General features: G+C 35.1%; 13 protein-coding genes and 3 tRNA genes. 7 read left to right on the top strand and 9 right to left on the bottom strand.

Annotated features, from left to right (window positions below; translation table 11 throughout):
* Positions 1-60: 60 nt before the first annotated feature.
* Together LPB88_RS17980 and LPB88_RS17985 are read right to left on the bottom strand one after the other, a co-directional pair.
* On the bottom strand, positions 61-1,338 hold the full coding sequence (locus tag LPB88_RS17980) for a DUF2130 domain-containing protein (RefSeq protein ID WP_230717026.1): 1,278 nt from the start codon (positions 1,336-1,338) through the stop codon (positions 61-63).
* 476 nt (positions 1,339-1,814) lie between these two features.
* Positions 1,815-2,696, bottom strand: coding sequence for a LysR family transcriptional regulator (locus LPB88_RS17985; RefSeq protein ID WP_230717027.1), 882 nt, complete (start codon positions 2,694-2,696; stop codon positions 1,815-1,817).
* A 208-nt stretch (positions 2,697-2,904) separates the two neighbouring features.
* On the opposite strand from LPB88_RS17985, the gene LPB88_RS17990 reads away from it, so the two are divergent.
* Together LPB88_RS17990 and LPB88_RS17995 are read left to right on the top strand one after the other, a co-directional pair.
* Positions 2,905-3,612 (top strand): class I SAM-dependent methyltransferase, encoded by a 708-nt coding sequence (locus LPB88_RS17990; RefSeq protein ID WP_230717028.1) that lies wholly within the window; start codon positions 2,905-2,907, stop codon positions 3,610-3,612.
* A 289-nt stretch (positions 3,613-3,901) separates the two neighbouring features.
* Positions 3,902-7,588: a PKD domain-containing protein gene (locus tag LPB88_RS17995; RefSeq protein ID WP_230717029.1), complete on the top strand. Its 3,687-nt coding sequence runs from the start codon at positions 3,902-3,904 to the stop codon at positions 7,586-7,588.
* Between the two features lie 106 nt (positions 7,589-7,694).
* On the opposite strand, the gene LPB88_RS18000 is transcribed toward LPB88_RS17995, so the two are convergent.
* The 5 genes from LPB88_RS18000 to LPB88_RS18020 all read right to left on the bottom strand — a co-directional run bounded on the left by LPB88_RS18000 (position 7,695) and on the right by LPB88_RS18020 (position 11,494).
* Positions 7,695-8,171, bottom strand: coding sequence for a DUF3291 domain-containing protein (locus tag LPB88_RS18000; RefSeq protein ID WP_230717030.1), 477 nt, complete (start codon positions 8,169-8,171; stop codon positions 7,695-7,697).
* A gap of 149 nt (positions 8,172-8,320) precedes the next feature.
* On the bottom strand, positions 8,321-9,301 hold the full coding sequence (locus LPB88_RS18005; RefSeq protein ID WP_230717031.1) for a zinc-dependent alcohol dehydrogenase family protein: 981 nt from the start codon (positions 9,299-9,301) through the stop codon (positions 8,321-8,323).
* Positions 9,302-9,324: 23 nt separating this feature from the next.
* Positions 9,325-9,603, bottom strand: coding sequence for a putative quinol monooxygenase (locus LPB88_RS18010; RefSeq protein ID WP_230717032.1), 279 nt, complete (start codon positions 9,601-9,603; stop codon positions 9,325-9,327).
* A 2-nt stretch (positions 9,604-9,605) separates the two neighbouring features.
* Positions 9,606-10,208 (bottom strand): NAD(P)H-dependent oxidoreductase, encoded by a 603-nt coding sequence (locus tag LPB88_RS18015; protein ID WP_230717033.1) that lies wholly within the window; start codon positions 10,206-10,208, stop codon positions 9,606-9,608.
* A gap of 299 nt (positions 10,209-10,507) precedes the next feature.
* A complete protein-coding gene (locus LPB88_RS18020) occupies positions 10,508-11,494 on the bottom strand; it encodes an aldo/keto reductase (protein WP_230717034.1) in 987 nt (328 codons plus the stop codon).
* 118 nt (positions 11,495-11,612) lie between these two features.
* On the opposite strand from LPB88_RS18020, the gene LPB88_RS18025 reads away from it, so the two are divergent.
* The gene (locus LPB88_RS18025) at positions 11,613-12,458 is read left to right on the top strand and encodes an AraC family transcriptional regulator (protein WP_230717035.1); all 846 of its coding nucleotides are present in this window, start codon (positions 11,613-11,615) and stop codon (positions 12,456-12,458) included.
* Positions 12,459-12,568: 110 nt separating this feature from the next.
* Here the strand turns inward: LPB88_RS18025 and LPB88_RS18030 are convergent, their stop codons facing one another.
* A complete protein-coding gene (locus LPB88_RS18030; protein ID WP_230717036.1) occupies positions 12,569-13,330 on the bottom strand; it encodes a C40 family peptidase in 762 nt (253 codons plus the stop codon).
* A 67-nt stretch (positions 13,331-13,397) separates the two neighbouring features.
* Entirely contained in the window at positions 13,398-14,576 is a 1,179-nt protein-coding gene (locus tag LPB88_RS18035) for an acetyl-CoA C-acyltransferase (protein ID WP_230717037.1), read from the bottom strand.
* A gap of 239 nt (positions 14,577-14,815) precedes the next feature.
* Here LPB88_RS18035 and LPB88_RS18040 point away from each other — a divergent pair.
* From LPB88_RS18040 to LPB88_RS18055, 4 genes are all read left to right on the top strand, one after another.
* Positions 14,816-14,899: transfer RNA gene (locus tag LPB88_RS18040), tRNA-Ser, on the top strand.
* An 83-nt stretch (positions 14,900-14,982) separates the two neighbouring features.
* Positions 14,983-15,057: transfer RNA gene (locus tag LPB88_RS18045), tRNA-Pro, on the top strand.
* A gap of 32 nt (positions 15,058-15,089) precedes the next feature.
* Positions 15,090-15,163 (top strand) — tRNA-Arg (locus LPB88_RS18050).
* A 167-nt stretch (positions 15,164-15,330) separates the two neighbouring features.
* Positions 15,331-15,501 (top strand): hypothetical protein, encoded by a 171-nt coding sequence (locus LPB88_RS18055; RefSeq protein ID WP_230717038.1) that lies wholly within the window; start codon positions 15,331-15,333, stop codon positions 15,499-15,501.
* The last annotated feature ends 4 nt before the right edge of the window (positions 15,502-15,505 follow it).

Raw genomic sequence — 15,505 nt, forward strand, 5'->3', positions numbered from 1 at the left:
GCGTAAAAAACCAGTGTAAATCGATTTAAATCCGCATCATCCGCGTGCCATTTCATATAGTTATTCCAATTCGTTAGGATCTTCCTTTTCTTCTTCAATAAAATCCAATTCCAGAGCTCTTACCGTCTGAACTGCATTTCCTGCAATACCACGAATCGAGCCGTACATGCCTAAAGTATTATGTACTACTTTTTCGATTTGTTTTTCGCGTTGTTTCCAGATTCTTTGCATTGCTCTTTTTTCGGCATCAAGATCGCCTTGCATTTGAGTAAAACCTTCAACGATTCCTTCTATTTGTAAACGAAATTCATTGCTCGTTAAAAAATCATACAACATCGACATTTTATCGCCTTTGTTTTCCTGCGCCTGAACCGCTTGACTTACCTGAATCAATGACTGACGTAAAACAGCGCTTAAACCTTTAAATTCTTCATACGTACAAATCCAGATTCCGTCGCGCATTCCCATACGGTCCAATCCTGCCGGCATAACTTCGGTTACTAAAACCCCGATATTGGCTCTTTTAGTTCTAATATCATTTTTAAATTTCTCAATCCAAGCGGGTTGAAAAGCTTTTGTACGTTTGCTCTCGTAATAAATAGAACCACAATTTTGTAGTTCACGAGTATTTACAATCTGAAGACAATCGGCACCATTTGCACCTTTTTTAATTTCGTCAATAGTATCTAATGGGAAATTATTTGCCAGCCATTCCTCAATTGCCAATTCCATTACTTCGCCTTGCAATTGCATAGAACCTTGTTCCTGCTTGCGTTTCATTTCTTCAATCAGTTTTTTTTGATCGTCAGATTGTTTTTGGTATTCCTTAATTTTAAGTTCGTTTTTTTCTTCTTCCTGTTTACGGATTTTATCACGTTCGAGAACTAAAGTCTCATTCAATTGTTTTTGAGCCTGAGCTTCGATGGCGTCTTTCATTTCCAGTTTTTCACGCTGAAGTTTAGCAATTTCCCCCTCCATTTTATTGAGTTCACGAAGTTTCTCGGATTTTTCAGAAAGTTCCTTTTCCATCGCAACCAAACGATCTTTGTTTTCTTCGTTCAGTTTCGTTTTTACCTTTTCAGTAATCTCTTTTTCTGCTGTCTTTTTTTCACGCTCTAAACGTTCGGCAAAAAGTTCATTTTCCTGTTTCTTTTTGGCTTCAAATTCGGCTTTGGCTTTTTCGAATTGTTCATTTCTAAGTTCCAATTCTTTTGCCTGAGCAGTTGCTTTTTGCTGATATTCTTTACGGATACTATCTTCCAATTGATGTTTTAGAATATCATTTACATCGATTGTAGTTCCGCAGTTTGGACACTGAATTGAAGATTGCTCAGCCATTTTTATTGATTTTATTTAGGTAATGTAATAATCTGCTAAGATATTTAAAAGTTCGCTCTTTTTAGGAAATTAAGCCCTGATAAATTGTAACTTTTTGCCACGAATTATACGAATTTCCACTAATTATTTTTTGTTTCGCTTTAATTGCTATGTGCAATTTAATTCCATTAAGTTTTTAAATTTTACGGATTACCATAAATTTATTAATCGCGCAAAGGCGCAGAGGCGCAAAGTTTTTAAAATATTTTCATGAATAGCCTCCTGCTTTAGTTGGAGGCCTTTAATGTGCATAATAAAAAGGCTTGAACCTAATACGTATAATTTGGCTAAAGCCATTTATTTAACATACACATAATTCCTCCAGCTAAAGCTGGAGGCTATTCAAAACAAAACAAAACAAAACAAAACAAAACTTTGTGTCTTTGCGACTTTGCGTGATTTTTTCCAAAAATTAATTCGTGAAATTCGTGACAATATTACTTTTTAAAATTCAATAAAAACGCAACAGCAGATTTTGTAATTTCAGAATCGTCTTCTCTTGAAGTAATTAATGAAACATCAGTAAATAAATTGACTTTTTTTAATTCGATAAAACCTATTTCCAGATCTTGATTGTTTTTGGCAATATTAGACGGAACAATCGAAATTCCTAATCCATTTTTGACCAATTGCACAATCGAATTGATATTGTTGGATTCGTGAACGACTTTTGGCGTAAAGCCATAAAAAGCACAAAGTTCTAATAAAACTTCATGATAATGCGGTGCATAATCTTTGTTGAAGAACACAAAAGTTTCGTCTTTCAGATTTGGAATTTCTTCTTCAGAATTAATTTGTATTTCGCTTTTATTGTACACGACTGAGAATCCGTCCTGAAACCACAATTGCGATTTTATTTTGGGCGACTTTATGGGAGAACGAATGATTCCTAATTCAATTTTTCCTTGTTCTAAAGCTGAAATTTGTTTTGTTGTCGAGATTTCAAAAAGTTTGAAATTGACAAACGGAAACTGCTCTTTCAGATGTTTTATCAATTCTGAAATTACGGCTGAATAAATAGAACTGATATAAGCGATTCTGAAATCACCAGAAGTATTTTCGGCTATTTTCTTTGTTTTTAGTGTAATGTGTTCGAGATTCTGAAAAAGTTCTCTTACTTCTTTTTCGAAATATTTTCCGGCTTCGGTCAATTCGACTTTTTTATTGTTTCGGTTAAATAAACGTGCCCCAACTTCTTCTTCGAGTTCGATAATTTGTCTACTCAAAGGAGGTTGAGAAATAAATAGTTTTTCAGAAGCTTTGGTAAAGTTTAATTCTTCGGCTACAGCCAAAAAATATTTCAAGTGACGTAATTCCATGAATACCTATTAAGTATTGATAATTGATAAAATTAGTATTTTTGAAGTATATATGAAATAGGTACTTTTGAAAAAAAATGTTCACGTAGATTTTGCAGATTTAAGCAGATAAGCGCAGATTTTTTTATTTACATTATAAAGAGTAAAAAAAATCATTTTAAATCTGCCCTAATCTGCAAAATCTGCGTGGAAACCTAAAACAAAAACTATGAAAAAATCAACTATTGAAGAAATTAGAGAACGTTTTGATAATGATGTCGAACGATTTTCGAATTTAGAAACTGGGCAGGTTGCTACAATCGATGCTACAATTTCTTTAGAATTAATTACGGAAGCTTCTAAAAGAATTGCTCCAAATGCAGTGAATGTTTTGGATATTGGCTGTGGAGCGGGGAATTATACTTTGAAAATGCTTTCTAAAGTTCCGAATTTGAATTGCACTTTGGTTGATTTAAGTTTGCCAATGTTGGATCGGGCTTTTGAAAGAGTTTCTACAGCAACAAACGGAAAGGTAGAAGTGAAGCATGGTGATATTCGTGAAGTAGATTTGCAGGAAGGTCATTTTGATATTATTTTGGCGGGAGCAGTTTTGCATCATTTGAGAGACGATGAAGATTGGGAAACTACTTTTACGAAAATATTCAAATTATTAAAACCAGGCGGATGTTTTATGATTTCGGATTTAATAACTCAGGATACTGAATTGTTGAATGAATATACGTGGCAGCGTTATGGTGATTATTTGGAAGGAATTGGCGGTGCCGAATATCGTCAGAAAGTATTGGATTATGTAGAAAAGGAAGATTCTCCAAGATCTATGAATTATCAATTAGACTTGATGAAAAAAATTGGTTTTACAAGTGTTGAAATCTTGCACAAAAATATGTGTTTTGGCGCCTTTGGCGGGGTTAAATAATATTGATTTTGAAATATTAAAAATCAGAATTTAATCTGATTTTTATAAAAGCTGTCTTAAAAGGGCAGCTTTTTTTATTGTTTAAAAGATAATAAAGGAATTGAAACTAGATAATATACAATTGTTTTACAATAAGATAATATCGATTTTTTGTTTTGTGATTAAATATTTTTATAAAAATTATATTATCGAAAATGATTGTGAGAGGAAGCGGGTTTTAAGCTGAATTTTTTAATTAGTTGTTTGATAATATTGTTTTTAAACTAACAACTAACAAAAACCTATTATTTTGAAAAAAACCTACTTTTTTACAGCAGTTTTTCTGCTGCAATTTTTCGTGTCCTTTGGTCAAAACCAAAACCCCATAGGATGCGGAACTCAATTATCTCAAAAGGAAGAAGCTGCTTTTGCAAAATCCTTATCGAAGATTAAGACCTGGAAGAAAAGCAATACAAAAAGATCTGCTGCAACTCCTTACATTATTCCGGTGGTGTTTCATATTCTCGCAGATGGAACAAATATCAATAATGTGTTTACCAAAGAACAAATGAAATGCAGAATTGATGATGCATTGGTGACGGTAAATAAAGATTTTAATGGTTTGTTTCCGGAATACGCAACTACAGATCCGCGTTTTGATGCGGTTAAAAGTAAATTGAATATTCAGTTTGTTTTGGCAACCGTTGATCCGGACGGGAATCCTCTTGAAATTGCTGGTTTAGATTGGCATCCTGAGGCGCATATCGTTGATGGATATGATAACAGAATTTATGACTATATATGGTATGGTAAAAATAATCGCTATTATCTGGATGTTTTGGTTGTCGATGAGCCAAATACTGGACAAGGATCTGTTGGTTCGGGACATGCATTTTTGCCAATTCAGGATGCGATTCCGCGTGTTGCTTACAATCATAGGTATATAGGAAGTACCTGTGGGTCTAATGCAAGTGCTACTTTTGCAAAAGTAATGACGCATGAATTTGGTCATTATTTTGGTTTAAAGCATACTTTTCAGGACGATTGTGATCCTGTTAATGACGGAATGGCTGATACGCCACCAACTAAAGTTGCTGAAGGCTGTGCCAGAAATGTATTGAATAGCTGTGGTGTTTATGCCAATGCCGAAAATCACATGGATTATAACACAAATTGCCAGAATATGTATACCAAAGATCAGACGAATGCAATGACGTATTGGTTAGATGATATGACGGTTGCAAGTTATCCGAGAGGCGTATTGTGGCAGCAAAGTAATCTGAGTTCAGTTGGGGTAATTGAGGCGGCCCCAGTTGCCAATTTCAGTAGTAATACTACGGCTATTTGTTCGGGAAAAACAATTGCTTTTAAAGATCTTTCTTTAGGATTACCTACTTCGAGAACATGGACTTTTGAAGGTGGGAGCCCTGCAACTTCTACAGCGGCAAATCCGGTTGTTACTTATAACGCATCTGGAAAATACAAAGTAACATTGGAGGTTACAAATTCTCTAGGAACGAATATAAAACAAGTCCTGAATTACATTGAAGTAGATCAAAGATCAGGTGTGAATTTAGTTGAAAACTTTAGAGGTTCTTTTCCTCCTGCGGGTTGGGAAATTACAAATCCTGATAATGGATTAACATGGGAAAAACGAAATGGAGTGGGGCATAATGATACTTCATGTATGATTATGAACAACGCAGATAATGCTGTAGTAGGTGCTTTGGATTATATCCGATTGCCTTATCTTGATTTTACGGCAGGACAAAATAGTCAGTTATTTTTTGATGTTGCTTATACAAAATTTGATGATGCTAGCCCAGATGTTTTAAAAGTACAGGTTTCTATAGATTGCGGACTTACCTGGAATGATGTTTATTCGAAAACGCATACTGTTTTGCAAACTACAGCCGTTCCTACGGCGTTGGCAAATAATTGGATACCGGCTACAGATGCTAACTGGAGAAAAGAAATTGTAGATCTTAGCGCTTATAAGGGAAACAGCAATGTTTCTATCAGGTTTGCAAATGTATCGGGATACGGAACCAGAATTTGGATTGATAATGTAAATGTTGCTATTACGCAGGCTACTACTCCGGTTTCTGATTTTGCTTCGGCAGTTAGAGGTACTCGATGCAGTAGTGTTACGGCTCCTTTTTTGGATGTTTCAACAGGAAATCCTACTTCTTGGGCTTGGTCTTTTCCCGGAGGTACACCAGCAAGTTCTACAGCTAAAAATCCAATAGTAACTTACAGTTCACCAGGTTCTTTTGCAGTAACACTTTCTACTACAAATGCAAACGGTGCAGGAACTACCGTTACTAAAAGTAATTTTATAAACGTTGTTGATCCGGACAAGATTTCTTATACCGAAGGTTTTGAAGGTTCTTTTCCTCCTGCTGAATGGGAAATTGTTAATGCTGATAATAAATTAACTTGGGAGAAACGTTCCGGCGTTGGACATAATTCTTCGTCATGCATGATCATGAATAATGCTGATAACAGTAAGGTTGGAGAGATAGACGAAATTATTCTGAAACCTGCTGATTTATCTGTTGGAATAACTGATTTTTCGTTCGATGTTGCTTATGCTAAATTTGATGCTGCAAGTCCCGATGTTCTTGAAATTCTGGCTTCCAAAGATTGTGGTCTGACTTGGGAAAGTGTTTATTTAAAGACACATACTGAATTAGAGACTTTTGTGAGTACCGATCCAAATAATTGGGTTCCAACTTCAGATTCACATTGGAGAACAGAAAGAGTATTATTATCAAATTTTAAAGGACAATCGAATGTTTTGTTTAAGTTTAAAAACACTTCAGGATACGGTTCTAGAATATGGATTGATAATTTGAAATTCACGTTTGATAGTAAAGAAACTCCATTTTCGGAATTTGTAGTAGAAAATGAGAGATTGTGCAGTGATTTGCCAATTGCTTTTAAAGATAATTCAACAGGAGAACCTGTTTCATGGTCATGGTCATTTCCAGGTGGTACGCCTGCAACTTCTACAAGTAAAACTCCTACTGTGATTTATGACAGTCCGGGAACTTACAATGTGACTTTAACGGCTTCTAATTCTTATGGAACAGGATCTACGATGTTAAAAACGGGTGTAGTGATTATAAAAGGTAAAAATAGTGTTCCGTTTTTAGAAAATTTTGAAGGAAGTTTTCCTATTCAGGACTGGGAAATTAGTAATCCGGACAAAGACGCTATAACTTGGGAAAAACGTTCTGATGCTGGTAAAGGTGATCTGTCTTGCATGATTATTAATAATGCCGATAATCCAACGGGTAAGGTAGATGAGTTGATTTTGAAATCAATGGATTTTTCTACTTCTTCGACTCCATTTTTATATTTTGATCTGGCCTATACACAGTATTTAAATGCGTTTGATCCAACTCCAGCGCCAGATCATATTGATATTGCGGTATCCTCAGATTGTGGTGTTACCTGGACAAATGTGTATTCTAAAAATCAACTACAATTACAGACTGTTTCACCAGTAATTCAGGATGATCCTGCAACAACTGCATCAAATGAAACTAATGATTGGATTCCGACCAAAGATTCTGATTGGAGAGCAGAGAAAATTGATTTGAGTTTGGTAAAAAATCAGAAGAATGTTTTGATTAAATTCAAAAATACTTCAGGATATGGAACGAGAATTTGGTTTGATAATTTAAAAATCGATAACGGACCAAATTTAGCTGTAGCGAAATCAAAAAAAGCACTAAATACTTTAGTAGGAGTTCAGGTTTATCCAAATCCGTCCAGTAATGTGTTTTATTTGAAAACATCATCTTCTACAGATGATTACACTGTTACAGTTCATAGTGTTGAAGGAAAACTGATTTATACAGAAACTTTCTCAGGTGAAAACGATAGTGATAAAGCGATTAATTTATCAGGAAAAGCAAGAGGTGTCTACTTTCTTAATGTAACTTCTTCAAATAAGAAGTCTTATGTTCAGAAAATAATTAAGAAGTAATTCTTGAACCTATATAAAAGAGAAAAGACTGTATTTGTTAAGAATACAGTCTTTTTTTGTATGTATTAATTTTGTATAATTTCGAAAATTAGGCTTTATGAAGCAATTATTCGATTTGAGAAACGTCTTTTGCTTTTGGTGCAGGAAACTTATTTTTAAAATCGAAAACCAATTCAGAAGCTCCGTTTTGTTGTAAATAATCCAATTTTTCAACCGCTTCATCAAGCGTAGGAATATGTCCTTTTGGAATCCACCACATTGCTGTAGCTGCTTTTCCGAATTTTTGAAACCATTCTTTACGACGTTTTAAAAACTCGCTGTGAAAAGTTTTGTACATATAATGTTCCAGTGTTTCTATGTTTTTCCAAACCGAAACATTTACAATTATCTGTTCATCGTTATACGGATTCAGATTTGTTGCGTTGTAACTGTCATCTTTTAATCTCCATACAAATCCTTCGCTATTTTCGGCTAATGTATTGATGAGTTCTAAATTGTCTACGAATTCTTTCATGATCGGGTCGTTGATGGTGACGCCTTTCATTTTGGCAATATTAATTTCGGCAAGATGATAATTGCTCATATTGTATAGTTTTAAATATGAGGCAAGTTAGTTTTTTTGGAGTAATTTTTAAAGAATAATAGTAACAATACCTTTTTTTAATGTGAAAAAATGACAAAACAAAAAAAGCCCCGTTAAGGGCTTAATGTTGCTATAAATAGAAAAACAAATTAAATTACATCAACAACAATTTTTCCAACAGAAGAACCGTCGCTTACCGCTTTATGAGCTTCTATTGCATTGTTTAAAGTGAATTTTCTAGGATCTAAAATTGGTTTTAGTTTTCCTTCTTCAATTAGTTTTGTGGTTTCTCTTAAAATATCTCCGTGATGTTTTCTTCTTTCATTTCCAATCATTGGATGCAAAACAAAAACACCGTGTAAACTTGCAGAACGCAACGAACTTGTAGCTAAAGCATGTGTCCCGAAAGCGTAACAACTGGCAATTTGCCCATAATGACGAATGGCTTTAAACGAATCGTCAAGAGATTGACCTCCAACAGTATCGTAAATAATGTCAAAACCTTTTCCGTCTGTGTATTGATTTACATAATCTTCAACAGTTGCGGTTTTGTAATCAATTGGAGTTGCTCCAAAATCTTTTACAATGTCAGCTTTTTGAGAAGATACGGTTGCATAAACATCGGCACCAAGATTTTTAGCAAGCTGAACGACCATATGACCAACTCCGCCTGCACCTGCATGAACCAAAACTTTGTCACCTTTTTGTACTTTGGCTCTGTCAATTAGACCTTCCCAAGCTGTAAGCAATACTAACGGAATTGCTGCGGCTTCTCTCATGCTTAAGTTCTTCGGTTTTATGGCTAATAAATCAGAGTCGACAGCGGTATATTCTGCTAAAGTTCCCTGAAGTCCGAGAACACCTCCGGCAAGTCCGTAAACTTCGTCGCCTACTTTAAAGTCAGTAACGCCTTCGCCAATTGCTTCGATAACGCCTGCAAGATCAGTTCCTAAAATGGCTGGTAATACAGGTGATGCATAAGGCGAAAGTCCTAATCTGATTTTATTGTCGATTGGATTAACGCCGCTTGCGTGTATTTTTACTAAAACTTCCCCTTTTTTAGGAGTTGGTTTTGCTGTTTCTGTGGTTACAAAATCAGATTCATATGTGTTTGTGAAAAGTGCTTTCATGGATTTTTATGGATTACTTGTTTTTACAAGATTTGTGTTGTTTTGTAAACCTGAATTGGTCCAGCAACTAAAGTTTCGCTTTTGGCAATGAAATCAAGTAAATACGGTTGATTATTATGTGTTTCAAAGCCGGATTGATCTTTCCATTCTTCCCAAATAATGAATACATTTTCGGTATTATGAAGATCATAACGAATGCAGCTTGCTTCTTTTCTGGTTTCGGTAACCAAATGGTTTAGCATGCTTTTTACTTGTTCTATGTTTTCTGTTTTGCTTTTTAAAATTGCTGTAATTGAAATCATAATTATAAGGTTTTAAAGATTTGTTCTAAATGTTTGGTGTATTCTATCTTAAAGATACCAATATTTTCCGCTGTAGCACCTTTTTCGACGTCATGAAAATGGAAACCATCTAATTTTTCCATACCTACAAATTTATTCATTTTATGGAAACCAAACATAACTCCATCATCTACAGATGTTTCTTCGAAAAATTCCTGAGGAAGTGTAAAAGCAGTTGCAGGTGCATTCCAACTTGTGGTAAGCATATATTTACGACCGTGCAATTGCCCGCCAGTTCCATAGTTAATGTCTGGATTTGTTCTGCTTCTTCCGTCGCTTTTGTAAATTCCTTTTTGATGTCCGGCTGTGAAAACATCGTCAATATATTTTTTGAAAAGGTTTGGCAATTGAAACCACCAAACTGGTGTGTGATAAACTACTGCATCTGCCCAAACGAATTTCTCGACTTCTTCATCCAGATCAAAGTCCTGTTTTATATCAGTTATTTTGATTTCGTAATTTTTACTTTTTAAGTATTCAATTGTCCAATCGGTAACGGTTTGGTTGAATTGTCCGCCTGAATGCGCAAAATTTTGACTTCCGTTGATAATAAATATTTTTTTCATAATTGTATGTTCTTATGTATTTGTTTGTGTGAGTGATAGAGGCAGTATCCTTTTGTGAAGTGGAACGGAACAAAAGATATAGCCGAAAGCCCGATTCGCCACGGCGAACACACCCAAATTATTCTTCTGTTTTAAATCTTTGAGTATATTTTTTTGACACATAGAAACATAGATTTTTGTTTGCTTTTAAAAGAATGCAAAAAAGAAACTAGTTTCTCTCACATAGCTATGTGAATTTAGATTAAGTGAAACGCCTTTATACATTTCTATTGGCTATGTTTCTATGTGTTTGAATATTTTTATTTTAATTTTGAAATTGCTTGATTAATGAAATCTAATTCAGAAATTGATAAATCAAAATCCATTGTTTTTGCGTTAGAAATCGCTTGTTCTGCGTTTCTTGCTCCGGCTAAAACAATTGTGATTCCTTTTTGCAAAGTGGTCCAGCGTAAAACCAATTGCGAAATCGAAATGTGTTTTGCATTTGCTAATGAACTTAATTCTTCGACTAAAGTTTTTACTTTTTGAAGATCGAATTGTCCAAAATATCCATTTCTATGATCGTTGTCTTTTAGTTTGCTGTCCGTGAAATATTTTCCGGTCAATAAACCTCTTTCCATTGGGCTGTAAGCAATGATTCCGATATTTTCTGCAATTGTTAGCGGAATTAAATCGGTTTCGATATTGCGATTCAATATACTAAACGGAACTTGGTTTGAAGCTAATTGTATTGTTTTTTGTGCTTCCTGAATTTGTGCTGCACTATAGTTACTAACTCCGGTGGCTCTGATCTTTCCTTGTTGAATAAGGGTTTCAAGTGCTTCCATTGTTTCATGAATTGGCGTTGTAGCGTCTGGCCAGTGAATTTGCAATAAGTCGATATAATCGGTTTGAAGACGTTTTAAACTCTCTTCAACTTCTTTGATAATATTTGCTTTTGAAGAGTATTTGTAAACCGGGATTTTCTTTCCGTTGTCTTCAGCGTCAAAAAAGAATTCTCCTTTTCCGTTATTGCTTCCGTCCCAAACAAGACCAAATTTAGTCAACAATTGTACTTTTGATCGATCTTGGGTTTTTAAAGCTTCGCCAATCATTTCTTCGCTTAAACCAAATCCGTAAAAAGGAGCAGTGTCAATTGTGGTTACGCCGTAATCGATTGAAGCATGAATTGAAGCGATTGAATCTGCTTTTTCGTTTCCGCCCCACATATTTCCGCCAATGGCAAATGCGCCGTATGTAATAGTTGATAATTCGAGTTCGCTATTGCCTAATTTTCTATATTCCATAATGTTGTATTTTGATGCTTAAAATTTGTTTGGCAAAATTATACCATATTTACGAGTATAAAGTTGTATATATTTGTCTTTTTTATGTAAATTTGCAACTTCAAATAATATTAGCATTATGAAAAAAGAAAATTTATACGAGCCTTTTACGGTTTCTTTTGAAACTCTGGATGAATATCCGGATGTTGGAGATCGCCATAATTTTTTTGAATTGGTTTATATTCTTGGAGGAACAGGTTCGCAATGCATCAACAAAAATGTATTTACGTATGATGCTGGACATTTGTTTTTATTGACGCCTGAGGATTGTCATAATTTTACGATTGAGACCAAAACGACGTTTTTCTTTTTGAGATTCAATGATATTTATTTGAAAAATTCAAGTTTGCAGAATGAGAATATTCAGCGTTTAGAATATATTCTGCAAAACGCCAATCATCAGCCGGGTTGTATTTTGAAAAATGATGCCGATAAATGTCTGGTAAAAGTGATGGTGGAAGCGATTATTCGTGAACATCAGGACAAAGATGTTTATAATAAAGAATTGATTCAGCAATTGGTAAATACGTTGATTATTGTGGTTGCCAGAAATATTGCCAAGTATTTGCCGGAGCAGGTAAATATTGGTTGTGAAGCGAAAGCAATGGATATTTTGCAATATATCCAAAACAATATTTATTATCCTGAGAGAATTAAAGCAGAATCGCTTAGCGAGTATTTTGGAATTTCGAATACGTATTTAGGTCGTTATTTTAAGAAACATGCTAACGAAACGATGCAGCAATACATCAGTAATTATAAAACAAAACTGATTGAACATCGTTTGCAATTCAGCGATAAGCGAATCAATGAAATTGCCTATGAATTTGGTTTTACCGATGAAAGTCACTTCAATAAATTCTTTAAGAAACAAAGAGGGAATAGTCCATCGGAGTTTAGGAAAGTTATACGTATTAGTGCGTGAAATTAGCACGCGGATGACGCGGATTTAAATAGTTTTTTTTTTTTTTTTTTTTGAACTCATGTATTTAAAAAAAAATCATTTTAATTCTTTTAATCTGTAGCTAAAAAAAATTAAATAATCTTCTTGATAACTCTTAGTTTGTGAGTGTGTTTGTTTAGTTCTGGATTGTAGATCCCTAAGTGGTCTAAACGGTCAATACGAACTTTTCCACTTGCGTGAATGATATAATTATTGTCCATTATTATTCCAACGTGAATGATGTTTCCCTCGTCGTTGTCAAAAAAAGCTAAATCTCCGGCTTCGCTTTCTTCGATAAAACTCAAAGGTTCTCCGTCAAGTGCTTGCTGTGAGGCATCGCGATGAATTTTGTAGCCGTTTAGTTTGTAAACCATTTGGGTAAAACCAGAACAATCGATTCCAAAAGGTGTTTTTCCGCCCCAAAGATACGGAGCGTTCAAATACATAAAAGCAGTATTGATTAAAGCGCTTTTAGGTTTTATACCACTGGTTTTTGTGCCTTCGAATTCAAAGTTGGAGGTATTGATTTCGCTATTATTTAAAAAGGATAAAGACGCACCAAGCGGAATTGGCAATAATAAATTGTCCGGAGCACTTATATAATCGATCAGGTCAGCATTCAAAATAATGGCTTCATTGCTTAGCTGATTATAATTTGCTTCAGAAATTACCTGATATTGCTTGGAATCTACCCAGCCTTCATAATCATCAAACTGAATTTTTATTCGGGCCCATTGATTTTGGCGTTCTAAAATTTCGATGTGTTCGCCAAACAAAAGTTGTGTAACGATTTCACTTCTGTCACTTGGCTCAGATCGAACGGGTACTATGGCTAGATTGCAAATTCCGAACATTTAGGGTAATTTATAAGTTGAAAATTAGGAGTTATTGTTTTATGAATAACTCCTAATCTAATATTATTTAAGCTCTTTCAATAACAATTGCAGATGCACCACCACCACCGTTGCAAATTGCAGCAGCTCCGGTTTTAGCATTGTTTTGTTCTAAAACATTTAGCAAAGTTACAATGATTCTTGCTCCCGAACATCCTAGAGGATGACCTAATGAAACAGCTCCACCATTTACGTTTATTTTATCATTATCTAAGCCAAGAATTTTAGAATTGGCTAATCCAACAACTGCAAATGCTTCGTTGAATTCAAAATAATCAACATCACCAATTGCAATTCCTGCTTTGTCTAAGGCTTTTGGTAAAGCTTTTGCCGGACTTGTAGTAAACCATTTTGGCTCTTGTGCGGCATCAGCATAACTTTTTATGTAGGCTAGGGGTTTTAATCCTAATGCGATTGCTTTTTCTTCAGACATTAAAACTAAAGCAGCAGCTCCGTCATTGATTGTTGAGGCGTTTGCAGCAGTTACAGTTCCGTCTTTTGTAAAAACAGCAGCTAATGAAGGAATTTTATCCAGTTTTACATTAGTATATTCTTCATCTTTAGAAACGATGATTGGTTCACCACGTCTTTGCGGAACTTCAACAGGAACAATTTCGTTGTCGAATTTTCCGGCATCCCAAGCTTTTGCACTTCTTTCGTAAGATTGAATAGCGAAATTATCTTGTTCCTCACGGCTGATGTTGTATTCAGATGCACATAAATCAGCGCAAACTCCCATTGCGTTGTTATCGTAAGCATCTGTCAAACCATCTTTTTGCATTCCGTCAAGCATAGTTGCAGGACCAAATTTAGCTCCGGTACGCATTTGTACATAATGTGGAATCAAACTCATGTTTTCCATTCCTCCAGCCACAACAATTTCAGCATCACCACAAGCGATCGCCTGAGCAGCAAACATTACAGCTTTCATTCCTGAAGCACAAACTTTGTTTACGGTTGTAGCAGCAACTTCTTCAGATAAACCTGCAAAAAGTGCAGCCTGACGTGCTGGCGCTTGTCCAACTCCGGCTTGTACCACATTACCCATAAATACTTCATCAACTAATTTTGGGTCTAAGTTAATTTTTTGTAGTGCTCCTTTTATAGCGGCAGCACCTAATTTTGGTGCGGGTACGGTAGATAACCCTCCCATGAAACTTCCGATAGGTGTTCTAACGGCAGAAACGATAACAACTCTTTTGTTCATTTTCTGTTAATATTAGTTAATCAAGCAAATTTACTCTTTATTTGAATAAATTCAAATTTTGGAGCAATTCGATTGAATTTTAAATTTAATATCAATTTTTTGTTAATTCTATTTGTTTGATTGTTAAGTGTTTTAAAAAAAAGATTGAAAAAAGTTTAAAAAAAGCACAGAAATAGTTGTGAGATAAGGAATGTTGTCTTACATTTGCAACCGCAAAACAGAACACGTTTCTTGAGCTTGGAGAGGTGCCAGAGCGGTAATGGAGCAGATTGCTAATCTGTCGACGGGTAACCGTCGCCAGGGTTCGAGTCCCTGTCTCTCCGCTTAATAATTTGCTTTTCGGGTTTTAAAATAACTTGATGAATGTGTCCTGACTGAAGATAGGGAATAGCACAGATGAAATCTTCGGGGTGTAGCGTAGCCCGGTTATCGCGCCTGCTTTGGGAGCAGGAGGCCGCAGGTTCGAATCCTGCCACCCCGACTAAAACTTTTCCATAAAGTTTAAAAATAAATGGACGCATAGCTCAGCTGGATAGAGCACCTGCCTTCTAAGCAGGCGGTCGAAGGTTCGAATCCTTCTGCGTTCACAACAAAAGCCACTCTAATCGAGTGGCTTTTTTGTTTTTACTTGTTTTTTTATTGTGTATTATTTTGGAGGTAGAGATGAGGTTTGGATATTACGCAAAAGAAAGATTGGTGATTCAAATGGGTGATTTTTGTTAAGGGTTCCTTTATTTTTTTTCATGTCAATCAAATGACAGCTTGCACCTTTATCGGAAACAAAGAACAGTTAATAGTCGATCTTAAAAAGTTTATTGATTACGTAAGAATAGATGAGTTAATGGTCACTAGTCCAATTTTTGATCATCAGGCAAAACTAAAAAGCATTCAAATTACCAAAGAAGTAATCGACGCTTTAAACTAATTAT

The organism is Flavobacterium sp. JAS (assembly GCF_020991455.1).
Classification (GTDB): Bacteria; Bacteroidota; Bacteroidia; order Flavobacteriales; family Flavobacteriaceae; genus Flavobacterium.